This window comes from Saccharopolyspora aridisoli, assembly GCF_004348445.1.
GTDB lineage: Bacteria > Actinomycetota > Actinomycetes > Mycobacteriales > Pseudonocardiaceae > Saccharopolyspora > Saccharopolyspora aridisoli.
This window is the reverse complement of record NZ_SMKV01000008.1, coordinates 102,399-121,941: the sequence shown is the minus strand read 5'-3', so window position 1 is coordinate 121,941 and position 19,543 is coordinate 102,399. Positions and strand designations below refer to the sequence as shown.

Annotated in this window: 18 protein-coding genes; 5 read left to right on the top strand and 13 right to left on the bottom strand. The window is 70.3% G+C overall.

Annotated features, from left to right (window positions below; all coding sequences use genetic code 11):
* Position 1: 1 nt before the first annotated feature.
* Positions 2 to 1,501, bottom strand: coding sequence for a M1 family metallopeptidase (locus tag E1161_RS08860; protein WP_132621483.1), 1,500 nt, complete (start codon positions 1,499 to 1,501; stop codon positions 2 to 4).
* A 247-nt stretch (positions 1,502 to 1,748) separates the two neighbouring features.
* A complete protein-coding gene (gene menD, locus E1161_RS08855) occupies positions 1,749 to 3,431 on the bottom strand; it encodes a 2-succinyl-5-enolpyruvyl-6-hydroxy-3-cyclohexene-1-carboxylic-acid synthase (RefSeq protein WP_132621481.1) in 1,683 nt (560 codons plus the stop codon).
* Between the two features lie 133 nt (positions 3,432 to 3,564).
* Between menD and E1161_RS08850 the strand changes: the two genes are divergently transcribed.
* From E1161_RS08850 to E1161_RS08840, 3 genes are all read left to right on the top strand, one after another.
* The gene (locus E1161_RS08850; protein ID WP_132621479.1) at positions 3,565 to 4,488 is read left to right on the top strand and encodes a 1,4-dihydroxy-2-naphthoyl-CoA synthase; all 924 of its coding nucleotides are present in this window, start codon (positions 3,565 to 3,567) and stop codon (positions 4,486 to 4,488) included.
* A gap of 337 nt (positions 4,489 to 4,825) precedes the next feature.
* Positions 4,826 to 5,995 (top strand): o-succinylbenzoate--CoA ligase, encoded by a 1,170-nt coding sequence (gene menE, locus E1161_RS08845; RefSeq protein ID WP_132621477.1) that lies wholly within the window; start codon positions 4,826 to 4,828, stop codon positions 5,993 to 5,995.
* 35 nt (positions 5,996 to 6,030) lie between these two features.
* Positions 6,031 to 6,903 (top strand): 1,4-dihydroxy-2-naphthoate polyprenyltransferase, encoded by an 873-nt coding sequence (locus tag E1161_RS08840; RefSeq protein ID WP_132621475.1) that lies wholly within the window; start codon positions 6,031 to 6,033, stop codon positions 6,901 to 6,903.
* 640 nt (positions 6,904 to 7,543) lie between these two features.
* On the opposite strand, the gene E1161_RS08835 is transcribed toward E1161_RS08840, so the two are convergent.
* From E1161_RS08835 to E1161_RS08825, 3 genes are all read right to left on the bottom strand, one after another.
* Positions 7,544 to 8,110 (bottom strand): DUF3558 family protein, encoded by a 567-nt coding sequence (locus tag E1161_RS08835; protein WP_132621473.1) that lies wholly within the window; start codon positions 8,108 to 8,110, stop codon positions 7,544 to 7,546.
* A gap of 212 nt (positions 8,111 to 8,322) precedes the next feature.
* Entirely contained in the window at positions 8,323 to 9,420 is a 1,098-nt protein-coding gene (gene cds1, locus E1161_RS08830) for an L-cysteine desulfhydrase Cds1 (protein ID WP_132621471.1), read from the bottom strand.
* Positions 9,417 to 9,791 (bottom strand): DUF4229 domain-containing protein, encoded by a 375-nt coding sequence (locus E1161_RS08825; RefSeq protein ID WP_328591234.1) that lies wholly within the window; start codon positions 9,789 to 9,791, stop codon positions 9,417 to 9,419. The genes cds1 and E1161_RS08825 overlap by 4 nt, the downstream gene beginning before the upstream one ends.
* 195 nt (positions 9,792 to 9,986) lie before the next feature.
* On the opposite strand from E1161_RS08825, the gene E1161_RS08820 reads away from it, so the two are divergent.
* Positions 9,987 to 10,211, top strand: coding sequence for a BldC family transcriptional regulator (locus tag E1161_RS08820; RefSeq protein WP_093414319.1), 225 nt, complete (start codon positions 9,987 to 9,989; stop codon positions 10,209 to 10,211).
* A gap of 322 nt (positions 10,212 to 10,533) precedes the next feature.
* The gene (locus E1161_RS08815) at positions 10,534 to 10,731 is read left to right on the top strand and encodes a hypothetical protein (RefSeq protein ID WP_132621469.1); all 198 of its coding nucleotides are present in this window, start codon (positions 10,534 to 10,536) and stop codon (positions 10,729 to 10,731) included.
* Between the two features lie 194 nt (positions 10,732 to 10,925).
* On the opposite strand, the gene E1161_RS08810 is transcribed toward E1161_RS08815, so the two are convergent.
* From E1161_RS08810 to E1161_RS08775, 8 genes are all read right to left on the bottom strand, one after another.
* Complete coding sequence (locus E1161_RS08810; protein ID WP_132621467.1) at positions 10,926 to 12,398, bottom strand: MinD/ParA family ATP-binding protein; 1,473 nt, start codon at positions 12,396 to 12,398, stop codon at positions 10,926 to 10,928.
* 193 nt (positions 12,399 to 12,591) lie between these two features.
* A complete protein-coding gene (ccsB, locus tag E1161_RS08805) occupies positions 12,592 to 13,590 on the bottom strand; it encodes a c-type cytochrome biogenesis protein CcsB (RefSeq protein ID WP_132621465.1) in 999 nt (332 codons plus the stop codon).
* Positions 13,590 to 15,215: a cytochrome c biogenesis protein ResB gene (resB, locus tag E1161_RS08800; protein WP_132621463.1), complete on the bottom strand. Its 1,626-nt coding sequence runs from the start codon at positions 15,213 to 15,215 to the stop codon at positions 13,590 to 13,592. The genes ccsB and resB overlap by 1 nt, the downstream gene beginning before the upstream one ends.
* Positions 15,215 to 15,997 (bottom strand): cytochrome c biogenesis CcdA family protein, encoded by a 783-nt coding sequence (locus E1161_RS08795; protein ID WP_132621461.1) that lies wholly within the window; start codon positions 15,995 to 15,997, stop codon positions 15,215 to 15,217. Before E1161_RS08795 ends, resB begins: the two co-directional genes overlap by 1 nt.
* 483 nt (positions 15,998 to 16,480) lie before the next feature.
* Positions 16,481 to 17,071: a TlpA family protein disulfide reductase gene (locus E1161_RS08790; protein WP_207920149.1), complete on the bottom strand. Its 591-nt coding sequence runs from the start codon at positions 17,069 to 17,071 to the stop codon at positions 16,481 to 16,483.
* Positions 17,068 to 17,712: a histidine phosphatase family protein gene (locus E1161_RS08785; protein WP_132621459.1), complete on the bottom strand. Its 645-nt coding sequence runs from the start codon at positions 17,710 to 17,712 to the stop codon at positions 17,068 to 17,070. Before E1161_RS08785 ends, E1161_RS08790 begins: the two co-directional genes overlap by 4 nt.
* Positions 17,709 to 19,058, bottom strand: a complete 1,350-nt coding sequence (gene hemL, locus E1161_RS08780; RefSeq protein ID WP_132621457.1) for a glutamate-1-semialdehyde 2,1-aminomutase — start codon at positions 19,056 to 19,058, stop codon at positions 17,709 to 17,711. The genes E1161_RS08785 and hemL overlap by 4 nt, the downstream gene beginning before the upstream one ends.
* A 141-nt stretch (positions 19,059 to 19,199) precedes the next feature.
* Positions 19,200 to 19,532 carry a hypothetical protein gene (locus E1161_RS08775; RefSeq protein WP_132621455.1) on the bottom strand — a complete coding sequence of 111 codons (333 nt, stop codon included), beginning with the start codon at positions 19,530 to 19,532 and terminating at the stop codon, positions 19,200 to 19,202.
* Positions 19,533 to 19,543: the final 11 nt, after the last annotated feature.

Here is a 19,543-nt window from a genome sequence, read left to right as displayed (position 1 = left end):
GTTAGTGGTCGTGGAGGTGTTCGTGCGCGCGGTCGATCTCGGCGACCGCCGGGGGCGTGGGCACGTGCTCGCGGGCCGCGCTGGCCGCGACTCCGGCCGCCGGGTTCACCGCGGGCTTGCCCTTGGTGAACAACCAGGTGTTGAACACCTCGTCGAGCTGCTTGCCGGACTTCTGCTCCGCCAAGTCGATGAACTTCTCGATGGTGCCGGTCGAGAAGCGGTGCTCCGCCGCCCAGGTGCGGGTGATGTCCAGCATCACCTCATCACCGACGACGCTGCGCAGCGCGTGCAGCGTCATCGCGCCCCGGTCGTAGACGGCGTCGTGGAAGACGTTCTCGGCACCCGGGTCTCCCGGCAGGACCTGCCAGAACGGGTCATCCGCCGGGTGCGAGTTGTAGTAGTGGTCGAACAACTCCTGCGCGGTGCCCGTGCCGTGCGCCTCCGACCACAGCCACTCCGAGTAGGACGCGAATCCTTCGTTGATCCAGATGTCGCGCCAGGTGTCCACCGACACCGAGTCGCCGAACCACTGATGGGCGTTCTCGTGCACGACCACCGACACGTTCGACGCGCTCTGGAAGAACTTGTGGCTGTACGTCGGGCGGGTCTGGTTCTCCAGGGCGAAGTTCAGGCCCTCGGACGGGACGACACCACCCTGCGCGGAGAACGGGTATTCCCCGAACAGCTGGGTCAGGAAGTCCACGACCTCCGGGGTGCGCTCGATGCTGGCCTTGGCCGGTCCGGCCAGCGGGCCGAGCTTGTCGGAGTAAGCGGTGACGAACGGCTGGCCGAACGCACCGGTCTTGCTGCTGATCTCGTACTGGCCGATGGTCATGAACGCCAGGTAGGTGGCGGTCGGCTCGGTGTTGCGCCAGTTCCAGGTGGTCCACCCGGCCAGGCTGCTGTTGCGGGTGTTCACCCCGTTGGAGATGGCCTCGGTCCCGTCGGGCACGGTGACCGCCACGTCGTAAGTGGCCTTGTCCCTCGGGTGGTCGTTGCCTGGGAACCACCAGGAGGAAATTTCCGGCTGGCCGATCGCCAACGCTCCGTCCGAGGTGCGCACCCACGGGTTGAAACCGTCGACGTCCGCGGTCGACGGCGTGCCCTCGTACTCCACGACGAAGGTCGCCACCTCGCCCTGCGGCAGGGTCGACGGCGGGGTCACGGTGAGCTCCAGGCCTTTCTGGGAGAACTGCGCCGGCACGCCGTTGACCCGCACCGACTTCGCGGTCAGGGCGAAGTCCAGGTTGAACGCCGTCAGGTCCTGCGTGGCGGTCGCGACGATCGTCGCGGTGCCCTGCAGGTGATCATCGGCGGGTTGGTAGCGCAACTGCAGGTCGTAGTGGGATACGTCGTAGCCGCCGTTGCCGTAACCGGGGAAGTAGGCGTCGCCCGCTCCCGGTGCGCCTGGTCCTTCACTCCCCGCCAACGCCGGCGCGACGAACACCGCGCTCGCACAGCATGCCGCGATCACCGCGCGCAGGCCCTGTCGTCGAATCACCCTGCACCTCCTCGAACTCTTCGGTCCGATCAGGAGACTAGGCACTCACGTTCACACCGGGCGCGCTTTTCGCGCCGAGTTTTTCCCATCGCCACGCGGAAAAACGCGAATGCACACCAACGGGCTAACGCACCCGTCCGACCACTGTGTCCGGTCGCACCGCACCTCACCTTGCGGCTGACCCAGGGCGTTCACGTTCCCGAGGCGCACGAGGAGTGTCGCCGCAACGGTTTTCGCCCGGTCGTTCTCACCCGAGCAGGGCGGAGCGGACGGCGGCGTGCAGCCGCTGGTGCACCGCGCGCAGCTCGTCGCGGTTGGCGCGCACCTCGACGACGCGCAGGCCGGGTTTCGGCCGCAGCGCCTCGCGGAGTTCTGCGTGGCCCGGCACCTTGACGTGGTCGACCCCGTGCGCCGCGCACAGCTGCCCCAGGTCGGTGCCGTGCGGCGTGCCGAAGACGCGGTCGAAGGAGTCGCTGTGCTCGGGACCGCCCTGCTCCAGCAGGCTGAAGATGCCTCCGCCGTCGTCGTTGAACACCACGATCGTCAGGTCCGGCCGCTGCTCGTACGGACCGAGCACCAGACCGTTGCTGTCGTGCAGGAACGTCAGGTCGCCCAGCAACGCGTAGGTCGGCCCGCCGTGGCCGGTGGCCGCTCCGAGCGCCGTGGACACCGTCCCGTCGATGCCGGCCGCGCCGCGGTTGCGGTGCACCAGCACATCGGGCCGCTGCCGCCCGGCGAGCGCGACGTCCCGGCTCGGGTTCGACGACCCGAGCACCAGCAGCGAGTTCTCCGGCAGCGCGTCGACCACCTCGCGCGCCACCGCCGGCCCGTTCGGCCACCGCTCCAGGTCGAGGGCGGCGTGCAGGGCAGCGGAGGCCTTCTGGTCGGCTTGCTGCCAGGCCGTCAGCCACTGCGGGTCGACGAGTCCGGGACCTCCGGAGTCGGCCCCGAAGGTCTCGGCCACCTCGCGCACGTTGTGCGCGGGCGCGGGCCAGCCGATCCCGCCGTGCGCGAGCAGCACCTCCACCCCGGAATCGGCGAGCAGTTGCTGAACCTGGCGGAACACCGTCGGGCGTCCCACGCACAGCACCTGCTCGGGCCGGTGCTCGCGAATGAACTCGGGCAGGTTGAGGAGCCACATCCCGGTGCTGATCGCAGCCGGTCCGGACACCCCGACGCCGCCGACCTCCGACAGCACGGGCCAGCCGACGCGCTCGCCCCAGGCGCTCGCCTCCTCGGCGCCGTCCCAGTCGCCCACCAGCACGAGCCCGCGACCGGAGCTCAGCCTCCCCAACGAGCTCGGCGACGTTCCGCGATCGGCGACCTCGGTCCACCGCGCACCACCCGGTCGTCCCTCCAGCAGCTCGAACCACTCGGTGTCGCCGTCGGGCACCAAGGGCTCGCGGAACGGCAGGTTGAGGTGCACCGGCCCGCCGCGCATGCCGCACGCCGCAGCCGCCCAGGCGCGGCACACCTGACTCCGCCAGTAGGCGTTCTGCCCGGAACGCGCCTCGGCGACGCCGAGCTCGTCGAACAACCGCACCTCACTGCCGTACAGCCGGTGTTGGTCGATGGTCTGGTTCGCTCCCGCCGCGCGGAGCTCCGGCGGCCGGTCGGCCGTGATCACCAGCAGCGGCACTCCGGCGTGGTACGCCTCGCTGACCGCCGGGTGGAGGTTGCTCGCGGCGGTGCCGGAGGTGCAGAACACCGGAACCGGCCGACGGGTGCGCGCCGCCAGGCCCAGGGCCAGGAAGCCGGCACTGCGCTCGTCGATCCGCACGTGCAGCCTCAAACGCGCAGCGTGTGCGGCCCGGTGCAGAGCGTAGGCGAGAGGTGCGTTACGCGACCCCGGGGCGAGCACCGCGTGGCGCACCCCGTTTCGGACGAGCTCGTCGACGATGACCTCAGCCTGAGCTGTGGACGGGTTCAACCGATCACCTCTGAAATCGCCTGGCGGACAACGGCGGAGGGTCCGCGGCTCCCTCCGTCGACGTCCACGCAAGCACCGGGCGGTCGCGGGGAGGACCCCGCGCCGAGCACTTGCGCCCCCTATTGTCCCAGGTGTGCAGAATCCCGTTGTCTCTGAGCTGTTCGATCCGAAGTTGTGGGAGCCCATCGAGGGCTTCGACTTCACCGACATCACCTACCACCGCTGCATCGAGGACGGCCCCGGAAAGGGCACGGTGCGCATCGCCTTCGATCGCCCCGAGGTCCGCAACGCCTTCCGCCCGCACACCGTCGACGAGCTCTACCGCGCCCTGGACCACGCGCGGATGAGCAGCGACGTCGGCTGCGTGCTGATCACTGGGAACGGCCCGTCCGAGAAGGACGGCGGCTGGGCCTTCTGCTCCGGCGGTGACCAGCGCATCCGGGGCCGTTCCGGGTACCAGTACGCCGGTGGCGAGACGGCCGAATCCGTCGATCCCGCTCGTGCCGGCCGGCTGCACATCCTAGAGGTGCAGCGGCTGATCCGGTTCATGCCCAAGATCGTCATCGCGGTCGTCCCAGGCTGGGCCGCCGGTGGCGGGCACAGCCTGCACGTGGTGTGCGATCTCACCCTCGCCAGCGCCGAGCACGCCATGTTCAAGCAGACCGACGCCGACGTCGGCAGCTTCGACGGTGGCTTCGGGTCGGCGTACCTGGCACGCCAGGTCGGGCAGAAGTTCGCCCGCGAGATCTTCTTCCTCGGACGCCCCTACACCGCCGAGCAGGCCCACCAGATGGGCATGGTCAACGAGGTCGTCCCGCACGCCGAACTGGAGGCCACCGCGCTGCAGTGGTCCCGGGAGATCAACGGCAAGTCCCCGACGGCGCAGCGCATGCTCAAGTACGCGTTCAACGCCATCGACGACGGGCTCGTCGGTCAGCAGCTCTTCGCCGGTGAAACCACCCGGCTCGCCTACATGACCGATGAGGCCGTCGAGGGCAGGGACGCGTTCCTGCAGAAGCGGGACCCCGACTGGTCCACCTTCCCCTGGTACTTCTGAGACCTCCCCCTCCTCTTCGACCAGCACTCCGGACAGGAACAGCCCCGGCGGGCGTCCCTCCTCCGGCGTCTTCCGCACGGGTCCGGCCGGGCCGGTGTCAGCACCGGCCCGCGGCTGGCCCTGCGGCGAACCCGACGACTGCTGCGGATGCGGCGGAGTCCCGGCGGGGACCGGGACGACCAGCACGAACACGAGAAACATCGCCTCCTCCTTCCGCTCGCACCAAAAACATCGACCAATCCTTTCGAACACTTGATCGCTCGAACAGGTGAGCTAGTGGCGAACCTCTCGGGCACCGGCGGAGTGGCCAGCGACGCCGGTGCCGAGAATGGAGCTCATGCCGAACCTTCGGGACCTCCAGCCGCTTCCAGTCCCCTCGGGCACCGGCGCGCTGGACGTGCTGCCGGCGCTGCGCCGGGCGCTGGACGGTGAAGGCCCCGCGCTGCTGCCTGTCGCGGCCGACGACCCCGGGCGAGCGCACCACCTGATCGGACCGCTGAACCCCGGCGAGGACGCCGAGCACGACCCGACCGCCCTGGTCGTCACCACCTCCGGCTCGACCGGAACCCCCAAGGGCGTGCTGCTGCCCGCCGGCTCGCTGCGCGCCTCGGCCGCGGCCACCCACCGCAGGCTCGGCGGCCCGGGCGAGTGGTTGCTGGCGATGCCCGCGCACCACGTCGCCGGGATCCAGGTCCTGGTCCGCGCCCTGATCGCGGGGACCACGCCGGGCGCGGTCGACACCTCCGGCGGCTTCCGCCCGGACGGCTTCGCCTCGGCGGCGCGCGAGCTGCTGGCCTCCGACCTCCCGCACTACACGGCCCTGGTCCCGACTCAGCTGTCCCGGCTACTCAACGACGGCGGCGAGGGCCTGGACGCGCTGCGCGCCTTCGACGCCGTGCTGCTCGGCGGCGCCGCCACTCCGCCCGCCGTGCTGGCCCGCGCCCGCGACAGCGGCGTCCGGGTGACCACCACCTACGGCATGAGCGAGACGTCCGGCGGCTGCGTCTACGACGGCGTGCCGCTGGACATCACCGAGGTCGACGTGGACGGCGAGCTGGGGCCGATCCGGCTCGCCGGACCCATGCTGGCCAGGGGTTACCGCAACCAGCCTGAGGCTGCGGCGTTCGCGGGCGGCTGGTTCCGCACGGGCGACCTCGGTCGCTTCACCGACGGCGAGCTGGAAGTGCTCGGGCGCGCCGACGACATGATCATCACAGGCGGGGAGAAGGTCGCCCCGCTGCCGGTCGAGCGGGTCCTGGCCGAGCAGCCGGGCGTGCACGATGCCTGCGTGCTGGGCGTTCCCGACCCGGAGTGGGGGCAGGCGGTGGTGGCCGCCGTCGTGGCCGATCCCGCGGCCCGGCCGGACGAGGAGATCTTGCGGGCCGCCGTTCGCGAACGCCTCGGCGCCGTGGCCACCCCGAAGCGCATCGCGCTGGTCGACGAGCTCCCGCTTCGCGGCCCCGGCAAACCGGACCGACGCGCGCTCGCCGAGCAGCTGACCTGCTAGCCGGAGGACTTGCCGCGTGAGCGAAGATGAGGCTCATGGCGACTGTCGCGCAATGGATCGAGGGTGCCCGTCTGCGCACCTTCCCGAATGCGATCGCGCCGGTGCTGGCCGGGTCCGGCGCCGCCGCGGGAGTGGACGAGTTCGACCCGCTGATCGCACTGCTGGCGCTGGCCGTCTCGGTCAGCCTGATCACCGGCGTGAACTTCGCCAACGACTACTCCGACGGCATCCGCGGCACCGATGACTCCCGCGTCGGCCCGTTCCGCCTCGTCGGGTCGCGTTCGGCGCGGCCGGGCGCGGTGCGCAACGCGGCCTTCGCGTGCTTCGGCGTGGCCGCGCTGGCCGGTCTCGGCGTGGTCGCGCTGAGCGGGCAGTGGTGGATGCTGGCGATCGGCGCGCTGTGCATCGCAGGCGCCTGGTTCTACACCGGCGGCAGCAAGCCCTACGGCTACGCCGGGCTGGGCGAGCTGGCGGTGTTCGTGTTCTTCGGCCTGATCGCCGTGCTGGGCACGATGTTCGTGCAGGCCGGTACGGTCTCGGGCTTCGGCATCGGTGCCGCCGTGGGCGTCGGCGCGCTGTCCTGCGCCGTCCTGGTGGCCAACAACCTCCGCGACATCCCCTCCGACCGAGTCACGGGCAAGCGAACCCTCGCCGTCATGCTCGGCGACCGCGACACCCGCACGCTCTACACCGCCCTGGCGCTGATCCCGTTCGTGATCACGGTCCTGATCGGCCTGCGCAACTCCTGGGCGCTGCTGGGATTCCTCGCCCTGCCCCTGCTGCTCGTCCCGCTGCGTGCGGTCGTGCGCGGAGCCACCGGCCGCTACCTGATCCCGGCGGTCCGGGACACCGGGTTCGCCATGCTCGCCTGGGGCGCCATCACGGGCCTGGCGCTGGCCTTCGGCTGACGGTGGTGTCCCGCAGCGGGCCGCACCGCTGCGGGACACCGCTCGATCAGGCGTGGGTCTTGCGCGCTCCCAGGCCGAGAACGCTGACCGCGAGGAACGGCGCGACGGCGACCACTGCGGCGCCGAGCTGGACGATCCGGTCCTTGGTGCGAGCTCGTGGACCATCACCTGAGACCCGGTGCGGATGCGCACGGGCGCGGTGCAGGTCATCTTCGCCGGGCAGCAGAACCAGGGTTTGATCAGCTGGAGCGTTCCTCCGCAGAGCGCGGTGACCGCCTCCACCGCCGGGACCAGCACCACCATCAACCCGGTGGAGCTGGTGTCGGCCGCGGTGCTCTCGGCCCACTCGCCGATCCTGTTCGAAATGGCCGGTGCTTCGGTCGAGAAGTCCTTCGAAGCCGTTGAGCTCCGACGGAATCACCCGCCATCCCACCCCTCTGCTCGCCGTTCGGGGAGTGCGTTGAGGAACCTGCGCGCAACCACGAGGCACGTCCGGGCGAGAACCGGCAAGATGATCTCCCGGCATGTGCGCGTTCGATCCAGCGCGCTGCGAACTCCCCCAGTCGCGAGCATTCAAACCGATCCGGTCAGACCGCGAACGAGCTTCCGGCTAAGCGTTACGGGTTGGAGGTCTACCGCGTCACGCGACCACGGCGGGCAGCACGTACTGGGCGACGTGCGAAGCGATGCGGCACTGATCGGTATCGGCCTGGTCGGCGATCACCACGATCTGCAGGGTGGCTCCGGCGACGGGGGCGTAGACGGTGCAGCCGTCGGCCCGCAGGACCTGCGTGCCGCGAACGGCTCCCAGCTCGACCTCCTCGGTCCCCAGGTCGGCGAAACCGGGAGCCTGAGCTCCGATGAGCACTTCCCGTCCTCCGCTGCGGTCGGGGAACCCGCACCCGCGCACCGGGGGCTGGATCCCGACCTCGCGCGCCCGTCCGGGCTCGGTCTCGAAGGCCAGCGCCGCGATCTCGTCCGGCCGGACCAGCCCGCACAGCTCCTGCGCCGACATCGATCCCAGCATCCGCCGCTGCTCCGGCCGGACCTCGCGGGTGATCGACGGCGCGGTGCTGGTCGCCGTGGACTCCTCGGAGGTGCTGGGCTGCGACGACGGAGGACTGGGCACGACCTGCTGCACAGCGGTGCAACCGGCCAGTGCGGCGCTCAGGAGCACCGCGCTGATCAGCAGGCGCTTGGCGACCACCGGACCTCCACCACGCGATCGTTGAGGAACTGCTCTGCTCGGCGGTGCGGTAGCGGGACCAGACCTGGCGCGCGAACTCCGCGCGCCACTCCTGATCCATGCCAACACACGGGTCGCGGCGTCCTCGCCGCGAAGCCGATGAGGAACCCGCCGCGGGGCCAGCTGAGTCCCACACCGGGAACAGCGGCCCCCGCCGCACTCATGAACAACTCCTAGTCTGCCTGGAACTCACCGGTGGTGTGGAAGTGGTCCAGGATCTTGCGCGGGGTCTCCAGGTCCATGCCCTGGTCGGCGACCCAGCGGTCGTCGAAGTAGGTGTTGGTGTAGCGCTCGCCGCCGTCGCAGAGCAGCGTGACGATGCTGCCTTCTCGGCCCTCGGCGAGCATCTGCGAGATCAGCGCGAACACGCCCCACAGGTTGGTCCCGGTGGAGCCGCCGACGCGGCGTCCGAGGACCTGCTCGGTGCAGCGGATGGCCGCGATGGAGGCGGCGTCCGGGACCTTGATCATCCGGTCGATGGCCTGCCCGATGAACGACGGTTCAACCCTCGGCCTGCCGATGCCCTCGATGAGCGAGCCGGAGTCGCTGGTGAGCGAGGAATCGCTGTCACGCCAGGCTTCGAAGAACACCGAGCGCTGCGGGTCGACGACGGCCAACCGAGTCCCGAGCCTGCGGTAGCGCAGGTAGCGGCCGATGGTGGCGCTGGTACCGCCGGTGCCGGCGCCGACGACGATCCAGGCGGGTTCCGGGTGCGGTTCGAGCGCGAGCTGCTCGAAGATCGACTCCGCGATGTTGTTGTTGCCCCGCCAGTCGGTGGCGCGTTCGGCGTTGGTGAACTGGTCCATGAAGTGGCCGCCGAGCTCGGAGGCCAGCAGCCGGGACTCGGTGTAGATCGCGCCGGGCTCATCGACGAAGTGGCAGCGGCCGCCCTGCCACTCGATGAGCGCGACCTTCTCGCCGCTGGTGGACCGGGGCATCACCGCGATGAACGGCAACCCGAGCAGTCGGGCGAAGTAGGCCTCCGAGACCGCCGTCGATCCGGACGAAGCCTCGATCACGGGCGTGTTCTCGGTCACCCAGCCGTTGCAGATGGCGTAGAGGAACAGCGAGCGGGCCAGTCGGTGCTTGAGCGAACCGGTCGGATGTGTTGACTCGTCCTTGAGGTAGAGGTTGATCCCCCACTCGGCGGGCAACGGGTACCGCAGCAGGTGGGTGTCTGCGCTGCGGTTCGCGTCGGCCTCGATGATCCGGACGGCCTCGCTGGTCCAGGCTCGCGTGCGCTCGCAGGAGCGGTCGAGGTCGCTGGTCATTCGGCATCCGCCGGGGCGTCGCCGCGCAGTTGGGCGCGCAGCTGCTCGCGGCGTTCGCGGCGGTCCTCGGTGCGCTCGGCCATGCCGACCGCGACACGGCGCCGGAGCTTGCCGAAGACGAGCAGCGACAGCGGCATGACCACGACGACGGACACCGCGATGGCGACCAGGACCGGCACCTGGGCCAGCATCAGCAGCACCGCGACGATCGCGACCAGGCCGAACCGGGCTGCGGTGTAGAGCGCGATGTCGCGGGCCAGGTTGGGCTTGACCTCGGACGTCTCGCCGGTCGGCTGCTCAGGGCCTGCTCCGGGCATCTTGACGTCGGCGGTCTCGGGCTCGTCGGTTCTCGTCTCCTGCTGTTCCCGCACGTCATCCAGGGTAGAGCACCCTTGACAGCGACCGATTCGGCGGCCGGGGACCGCAGGCCAGAGCGCCCGAAGCGCCGGTTTCGTCCCTTACCTTCCCTTTACCTAAACCCAAACGTTCGAGTACCTGACCCTTCAGGTGCCACGATTGCGACCGGAATGCCCGAATACCAGTTATCGCAAAAGTGGAGGTCACCTGTGACCGCGTCGACTCAGCAACCTCGCCAGAACGGTCAGGAGCAGCTCCTCACGCCGGGTGAGGTCGCGGCGCTCTTCCGGGTCGACCCCAAGACCGTGACCCGATGGGCGACCGCCGGCCGGATCGGTTCGATCCGCACCCCCGGTGGCCACCGTCGCTTCCGCGAGTCTGAGGTCCGCACCCTGCTGGCCGAGCTGACCAACGATGTGAACCGCACCGCCTGACCAACCGGTCCGGCAGCGGCGAACATCTCGAAGCGGCGCGGACGTCAACGCGGCGGTGCGCAGGCCCACTCGCCAGACCCCTCGTGGTGAGTGCACCGAGCACCGCTGCAGGCGCCGAACAAGCAGTCGCAACAGCCGTGGATCACCGCACCAGGTCGAAGATCGCTCGGCGGCCGGCCGATGACGACCGCCGTCCCTGGTGACGCCTCGCACATCCACGAGGCGTCACCAGGGACCCCGCTCGAACCGGACACCTCCGGACAAAGACACCGCCTGCTCTGATTGGCTAGTGTCGTAAGCGGAACGGTTGGAGGTGGCCACGATGATCTATGCCCTCGCCGCCATTGGCGCGCTCACCATCGCTGTGCTGATGTGGAAGGCGTTCGGCCCGCAGGTCGCCGCGCCCCGCGCCCGCAGAGCCCCCGTGGCACCCGACGACGACCCGGAATTCCTCCGCAGGATCGCCGAAGAACAACGCAAGAACCAGCGCCGCGCAGAAGAGGACGGCGGCCTCGAGTGATCCCGTCAGGCAAGCGGCGAAGCCGCTCGCTCAGCACCCCCGAAGCAGCAGGCACCGCCGCGGATTCTCAGACGTCTTCTGGCGAGGACAGCCGCAGCGCCGCGCGCATCGACGTGCTCGAGTCGCGATTCCCGGAGCCAGGAGGCGACTGAGGTTGCTGCGAACGCACCGCTGAGCGCACCAGGCACGGAGCCCTAGGACTGAGCCTGACGCCCAGGAGCGTGGGGGAAGTCGTCGGCGACCATCGCTGCCAACTCCAGCAACGCCATCCGCGTCGGAGCCGCCAGCTGGTCGAGTTCGACCTCCGCACCCTCTTCCAGGTGCGGGTCGAACGGGATGCGCGAAACGGCGCGGCAGCGGGACGCGAAGTGGGCGCCGAGCTTGTCCACGTCGACCTTGCCCGATGCCGGGCGCACCGAGTTGATCACGGCAACGGAGCGGGAGACCAGGTCGCCGTAGCCGTGGGCGTCGAGCCAGTCCAAAGTGGCCGAAGCGCTGCGGGCGCCGTCGATCGAGCTGGAGGAGACGATCACCAGCGAGTCGGCGACGTCCAGCACGCCCTTCATGGCCGAGTGCATCAGACCGGTGCCGCAGTCGGTGAGCACCACGTTGTAGAAGTGCTCCAGCAGCGTCACGGTGCGCCGGTAGTCGTCCTCGCTGAACGCCTCGGACACGGCCGGGTCCTGCTCGCTGGCGAGGATTTCCAGTCGGCTCGGGCCCTGCGAGGTGTAGGAGCGGACGTCGCTGTAGCGGCGGATCCGGTGCGCGTCGCGCAGCAGGTGCCGGACGGTCGCGGTGGTCTCCAGCGGGATCTTCTGGCTCAGCGTGCCCCGGTCCGGGTTCGCGTCGACGGCGATGACCCGATCGCCGCGCAGCGAGGCGAAGGTCGCACCGAGCGTGGCGGTCGCGGTGGTCTTGCCGACGCCGCCCTTGAGGCTGAGCATCGCGATCTTGTAGCAGCCCTGCAGCGGCTGGTTGATCCGCGTGATGAGCTCGCGGCGTCGGCGGTCGGTCGGTCCCTCGCCGAAGTTGACCGTCTTACCGCTGGCCAAGTAGACGGCCTTGCGCCAGCCGGACTGCGGCGGCCGCTTGGTCTGCCGCAGCAGCTGTGCGGACGACAGGTCGGCGTTCGGCTGCGGCTGCTGGTGACCCGGCTGTTGCGGACCGGGCTGCTGGGGCGGCTGCTGCGGGTACGGCTGGCCGGTCGGGAACGGCCCGGACGGACCGCCCGAGACGGGCGCGTACGGGCTCACCGGAACCGGCCCGGAGCCGCCCTCCGCGACCGGGTGCGGGCCCGAGACCTGGTGGGGGCCCGAGACCTGGTGGGGTCCGGAATGGTTCCCCGGGTAACCGGGCCACGGCTGCTGCTGCGGGTGCGGATCTGACTGGGACGGGTCGGGGTACACCGGCGCTCCGCTCGGGTAGTACGGCTGCGGGGTGCCCGCGACCGGGAAGGGACCGGACACGTCGGGCTGCGACGGGTCCACGTACGACGGTTCGGGGTGCTCCGGAACCGGCTTGGGCTGGTGCGGCCGGGTCTCCGGGTCGGTGTAGGAACCGTTGCCGCCGGTCTTGCTCCCGGCCTCGGTGCCCGCCGGGCCGTCTGCCTCCGGCGGGACAGCACCGGCGTCCCGCCTCGTCTCGGGCTCTTCGTACTGTCCCGTCACCGTCGCCGTCCCTCCAACGTTCGAGCCGAGCTGTACCGCGCTTGCGCACAGCAACCTAAACCCACGCACACCCCCAGTCACCATAGGTGGCAGGTAGGCGCCGCGGGTTCCTCACGTCACCAAACGCGATTCGCGCCACGGCTGCGAGCCGAACGCGCCGTCGCACTCCTGCGAACGCCGGATCGAGTGCTGCTCACAGCCCGGCGTAGGAGTGCAGACCCGTGACGACGAGGTTCACGAAGAACAAGTTGAAGATCATCACGGCCAGGCCGAGGACGTTGATCCACGCCGAACGCACCCCGCGCCAGCCCGCGGTCGCGCGCGCGTGCAGGTAGGCGGCGTAGACGATCCAAGCGATGAACGCGCAGGTCTCCTTGGGGTCCCAACCCCAGAACCGGCCCCACGCGGCCTCCGCCCAGATGGCGCCGGCGACGATCGCGAACGTCCACACCGGGAAGATGATCACGGTGGCCCGGTAGGCCATCCGGTCCAGCGCCTGGCTGGTGGGCAGCCGCGAACCGATCTTCGCCATCTTCAGCGGGTTGTTCTCGTACCGGCAGCGCAGCAGGTAGAGGACGCTGGCGACACCGGCGAACAGGAGCGCGCCGCTGGAGACGATGGCGGCGGCGACGTGGATGATGATCCAGTACGACTGCAGCGCCGGCTGCAGCGGCGCGGCCTCCGCGTAGAGCACGGTGCCGGAGAGGAACAGCAGCAGCGTCACCGGCAGCATCAGGAATCCGCCGAGGCCGCGCAGCTGGGCCGGAGTGGCCTCGCGGCGCGCGTTGCGCAGCTGCCGGAACAGCACGATCAGCCAGGCGACCACGGCCGCCAAGCAGATCGCCGAGCCGAACTCGTACATGTTGCCCCACGGCACCCGGCCGGTGGCCAGACCGCGGGTCAGCAGGGAGACGAAGTGCACCAGCGCACCCAGCACGGTCATCGACACGGCCATGCCGCCGAGCCGCTCGGCCAGCGGCCGCTTGGGCTGAGCCGGGACGTGGCCGACGACGTCCTTGGCCTCGGACGACTTCTCCGCGCCCACCAGGGCGGCTTCGCGGGTCCGGGTGGCAGTGGCGACCCTGCCGTAGGCGAACTCGCCGAAGTACAGCAGCATGGCCGCGATGTAGATGACCACCGAGGTGGCGTAGGCCATGTCGCTGTAGTTCGACAGCGTCTCGTTGACCGGCATCAGCTCTTCCTTTCGCGCGCGGTCCCAGCGTCCGCGCGGGGCTGGGGCGAGTGGTCGACATCCGCACCGAGCAGGTCATCGGCGATCCGGGCGAACTCCTCGCCGTACCCGGCCTGGTCGGTGCGGGCGAGCCCGCCGACCTCGACAACGGTACGCGCGGCGGGGCTTTCGCCGGATTCCGGGTGCGGAGCGGCCCGCACCCAGATGCGGCGGCGCTTGACGATCAGCGAGGTGCCGAGTCCGAAGATGATGAGCACCGCGAAGGCCAGCACCGATGTCTGGAACGGATCGTGCGAGACCTGCAGGTTCGCCCAGCGCTCGACGCCGTCGAAGCGCACCGTGGTGCCATCGTCGAGGCGGATCTCTTCGCCGACGCGGACGTTCTCGCGGGCGACCCGGTTGAGCCTGCCCTGCTCGACCATCGACTGGTCGACGCCGAAGATCGACTGACCGCGCCCGGAGTCCAGACCCAGGTCGCCGCGCATCACGTCGATGGCCGCGGTCGGGTCCAGCAGATCGGGGAACCCGGAGCTGAGGATCTTGCCGTCGAACGCCGCCGTCGGCGCGAACAGGCCGGTGATGGCCAGCTGGCTCTGCCTGCGCTGCACCTCGTCGGTCACGCCGGGCTGGTCGAACTTGGTGGCGCCCTGCGACAGCATCGTCTGCGGCGACATCGGCTGCCACTGCACAAGACTGGTGCGCTGCTGGCCGTCCGGCCAGGTCACGGTGAACCGGGGCGCGTAGCCGTTGCCGGTCAGGTAGATCCGGTCACCAGCGGTGCGCAGCGGGTGGTTGACCTGCAGCGTGTAGGGCTGCCAGGTGTTCGTCTCCAGCCCCTCGCCGGACTGGTACTGCATGCCCACGCGGTAGTTGGCCACCTGGCCGTTGGGCTGGTAGTCGACGTCGAAGTCGTCGACCTTGACGCAGAACGGGGACAGCTGGGTGCCGTCGACCGACAGTCCCGCGCGGAACGAGTCGTAGTTGTAGGTGCCGGAGTTGCAGAACTCGGAGCCGTCGGCCACCACGATGACCTGCCCCTCGTAGCCGTAGAGCTTGCCGCCCGCGAGGCCGATCAGCAGCCCGACCAGCGCGAAGTGGAACACCAAGTTGCCGATCTCGCGGAGGAATCCGCGCTCGGCGCTGATCGACCGGGCTCCGTCGCTCTCGGTGTGCTCGACCATCCGCCAGCCGTGCAGCCGAGTCTTCGCCGCGGCGATGGCCTCGTCGACGGAGGTGCCGTCGAGCGTCTTCTCCGCGTGGTGCGGCAGCCGACCCAGGTTCCGCGGGGTGCGGACCGGCTTGCTGCGCCACTGCTTGTAGTACTCCCAGCAGCGCGGCAGCAGGCAGCCGATCAGCGAGGTGAACAGCAGCACGTAGATCGAGGCGAACCAGACCGAGCTGAAGACCTCGAACATGCCGATCTTGTCCAGCAGCGGAGCGATGTCCGGGTACTGCTGGAAGTACTTGTCCACTTCGGACCGGTTCAGCGAGCGCTGCGGGATCAGCGCACCCGGCAGCGCGGCCATGGCCAGCAGGAAGAGCAGCACCAGCGCGGTGCGCATGGACGTCAGCCCGCGCCAGGTGTTGCGCAGGAGAGCTAGGGCGGTCTTGAGGTGGTCGCGCATCAGATCGGCGTCTCGAATCCGGCGATCGGGCCACGAAGCATCGAGATCAGCTCTCCCCACAGACCGGTGACGAGCAGCAGACCCACCACCACCAGCAGCACTCCGCCCGCGATCTGGATCGCGCGGCCGCGCCGCCGCAGCCAGCCCGCGCTGCGCACCGCCCAGCGGGCGCCCAGGGCCAGCAGCACGAACGGGACTCCGAGGCCGACGCAGTAGGCGAGCACCAGCAGGATTCCGCGCAGCGCGGTGCCGGTGTCCACATCGGTACCCGCGGCGACCGAGATGACGCCCACCAGAGTCGGTCCCAGGCACGGGGTCCAACCGAGGCCGAACACCGCGCCGAGCAGCGGCGCGCCCCACACCCCTGCGCGAGGCACGCGGTGCATCCGCACGTCCCGCTGCAGGGCGGGGATCAGGCCGAGGAACACCAGGCCCATCGCGACCGTGACGACGCCGCCGATGCGCTGCAGCAGCAGCTCGTTGGTCAGCAGCGCATCGGACACACCGAGCAGCAGCAGCGCTCCGGCCGCGAACACGACGCTGAAACCGGCCACGAACAGCAGCGCGGCCCCGGCCACCCGCCAGCGACCGCGCCGGTTCTCCTCGGCTTCGGCTTCGTCGACCGGCGGCGAGTCGGCGCCCACGACGCCGGCGAGGTACGCCAGGTAGCCGGGCACCAGCGGGACCACGCAGGGCGAGGCGAAGCTGATCGCCCCGGCGAGCGCCGCGATCGCCGCCGCGAACAGCAGCGGTCCGGACGCGGCGAGCTCGGTGGGGTTCACGCTTCGAGGGTAGGAAAGCCGACGTCGCCCTCACGCACCGGGCTCGGTGAACCAGCCCACGAACCCCCAGGTGAAGGCAATGCCCAGGCACGAACCGCGCACCAGGAGGACGTGGGTCCCACCCATTTCAGGACCAACGTCCACCACCGAGAGGCACAACTCACAACTACCGGCATCGGGCCATCAGCCCCAACCACCGTCAGGCAACCGGCGAAGCCGCTTCCTCAGACTCCACCTGATCGACCGGCACAGCCGCGGGTTCTGAGCGGCTCTCTGGGGAGGACAGCCGTAGCGCCGTGCATTAAGCGTCTCGGATCCCGGAGCCAGAAGGCGTGTCAGGTTCCGCCACCCGCACCGCTGAGCAGAGAGACCACTAAGAGTTGCAGTAAACCCGGTCGAGCAGTTCAGAACCGGAGCTAGAAGGCCGCCCAGGTGTCGCTACCCGCACCGCGAGCAACGAGGCCAGGGGGACGCAGCAAGCACCTACGCAGGCTCGGAAGCGATCTTCTGCACCTCGGGGAGCAGTTCGCTCTCCAGCATCTCGGTCAGGAAGATCGCCGCGACCCGGTGCTGGCGGTCGAGGACGATCGTGGCCGGCACGGTGCTGCGCGGGAACTGGCGCAGCGAGAGCAGCGTGCGGCCTGCCGGGTCGAAGATCGACGGGTAGCTCAGGCCGCGGTCGCGGTGGAAGTCCGCCGCCGCGCTCTGGTTGTCCCGCACGTCGATGCCCAGCACCTGCACGCCCTGCGGACCGAGCTTGTCCTGCACGGCCTGCAGGTCGTCGGCCTCCGAACGGCACGGACCGCACCAGGAGCCCCAGATGTTGAGCACCACGACCTGGCCCTGGAAGTCCTGAATTCCCAGCTGCTTCCCGGGTTTGAGCAGGTCGTCGCCGGAGAGGTGGCTGATCCGGCCCCGCTCACCCGCCGGGTAGAAGATGCGCGTCTGCCCGCCGGGCGAGACGAAGGTGAACTCGCCGCCCGCCTTGCTCGAGTCGTCGCCCTCGGTGGCGCAGCCACCGAGCATCGCCAGCACGGCCGTCATCAGGCCGAGCCGCACCAGGAGCTTTCTCATGCGCCCGTCACTCTCGGATCGGTGCCACCTGCGGGTTCCACGTAGGCAACCCGCACCAGCTGTTCGCCGCGGAACACCAGCGTCGTCACCGACGCCAGCGAGCACTGCCTGCGGCGGGGGTCGTGCCACATCGGCTTGCCCTCGACGTAGCGGCGCAGCGTCCAGATCGGCAGCTGGTGCGAGACGCACACCGCTTCCCGCCCGGCCGCCGCGGCACGCGCGCGGTGCGCGACGCCGAGCATCCGGTGCGCGATCTCCAGGTACGGCTCGCCCCAGGAGGGCGCGAACGGGTTCCACAGCTTCGGCCAGTGGCGGGGTGAGCGCAGGGCCCCGTCGCCGACTGAGACCTTCAGGCCCTCGAAGCGGTTGTCGGCTTCGATGAGCCGGTCGTCGGTGGCCACGTCGACCTGGAACATCGAGCCCAGCGGGCGGGCGGTCTCCTGGGCGCGCTGCAGCGGTGAGGAGATCACGCGGGCGATGTCGTGCCCGGAGAGGAACTCCGCGACGAGCTTGGCCTGCTGCTCTCCCTTGTCGGACAGCCGGTAGCCGGGAAGCCGGCCGTAGAGGACGCCCTCCGGGTTGTGCACCTCGCCGTGGCGGAGGAAGTGCACGAGGGTCTTCTCAGCCTGCGGCTCGGTCATTTCGACGCCTCCGGGGCCGTGGCGGCGGCGGCTGCGCGCGCGGCGTGCGGCAGGGCGTCGGCGATCTGCTCGAACGCCTCGTCGTCCATGGCTGCGTTGACGAACCAGGTCTCGAAGGCGCTCGGCGGCGGGTAGATGCCGCGCGCGAGCAGCTCGTGGAAGAAGGCCGGGAAGCGCCAGGTCTTCTGGGCCTGGGACTGCTCGTAGTCGTGCACCGGTGTCTCGCTGAAGAAGACGCTGAGCATGTTGCCCGCCGAGGCGATCTGGTGGACAACGCCTTCGGCGCTCAGCGCGGACCCGATGAGCTCGCGGAGCCGTTCGGCGTTGCGGTCCAGCGCCGCGTAGGTCGAGGCGTCGGCGGCGCGGAGGTTGGCCAGGCCGGAGGCGACGGCGATCGGGTTCCCCGCGAGCGTGCCCGCCTGGTAGACGGGGCCGGTCGGCGCGAGGCGCGACATCACGTCGGCACGACCGCCGAAGGCCGCGGCCGGGAGACCACCGGACATGACCTTGCCGAAGGTGTAGAGGTCACCGGCGACGCCGTCGATGCCGAACCAGCCGGCAGCGGAAACGCGGAAGCCGGTCATCACCTCGTCCATGATCAGCAGTGCTTCGTTCGCGCTGGTCAGCTCCTTGAGCCCGGCGTTGAAGCCGGGCAGCGGCGCGATCGTGCCCATGTTGCCCGCGGCGGCCTCGGTGATCACGCAGGCGATCTCGTCGCCCTGCTCGGCGAAGACCTGCCGCACGGCTTCGAGGTCGTTGTAGGGCAGCACGAGGGTGTCGGCGGCCTGCGCGCCGGTGACACCCGGCGAGGTCGGCAGGCCGAGCGTCGCGACGCCCGAGCCAGCGCTGGCCAGCAGCGCGTCCACGTGGCCGTGGTAGCAGCCCGCGAACTTGACGATCTTCTGCTTGCCGGTGAAGGCGCGGGCGAGCCGCACGGCGCTCATCGTCGCCTCGGTCCCGGAGTTGACCAGGCGGACCTGCTCGACCGGCTCGACGCGGTCGATGATCTCCTGCGCCAGGTCGATCTCACCGGCGCCGGGTGTCCCGAAGGACGTGCCGTGCACGGCCGTGTCCCGCACCGCGGCGACGACGTCGGGATGGGCGTGCCCGTTGATCATCGGGCCCCAGGACGACACCAGGTCGACGTAGCGGTTGTCGTCGGCGTCCCAGAGGTAGGCGCCCTCACCGCGCACCATGAACCGCGGCGTGCCGCCGACGGACTGGAAGGCGCGGACCGGGGAGTTGACGCCGCCGGGCGTCACCGCCTGCGCACGCTCGAACAGCTGCCGCGACTGCGGAGCCGGATCGTCGTGCCGGGTCGAAGCGGAGTTCGCAGAAGCTGTCACGCCCCCCAGTTTGACACTCCCCGCACTGTGGCCGGGCGCACACCGACCTCGTGTCCGAGAGGGCGGCGGAACCGCTGCGCTGCCCCCTTCGGGGGTTTCCGCCACCCAGACCGCGACGCAAGGCGGCCCGCAGCAGCAACCCTAGCCGCCCGCTCGGATGGCGAGGCCGATCTGGCGCGGCGCGTCGACGAGCAGCAGTCCGGCGAAGGTGGCGGCGATGACGGCACCGGACAGCCAGCTTCCGATGGAGCGGGTCACCACGTCAACGGCGCCTCGCTGCCCGGGCAGGTAGGTGGTCACCACGCCGCGGTGCCACGCCCACCACGCGAGCAGCACCAGCGCTACCGCGGCGACCAGTTCGAGCCCGGCCACGGCCGCGCGCCACGGCTGGTTCAGCCGACCACCCGAGCGCACCGGTTCGGCGTCGCCGTCGAGCTTCGGCCCGCTGGCGGGCCCCTGTTCGGCAGTCGTCACGGCGGAGAGCG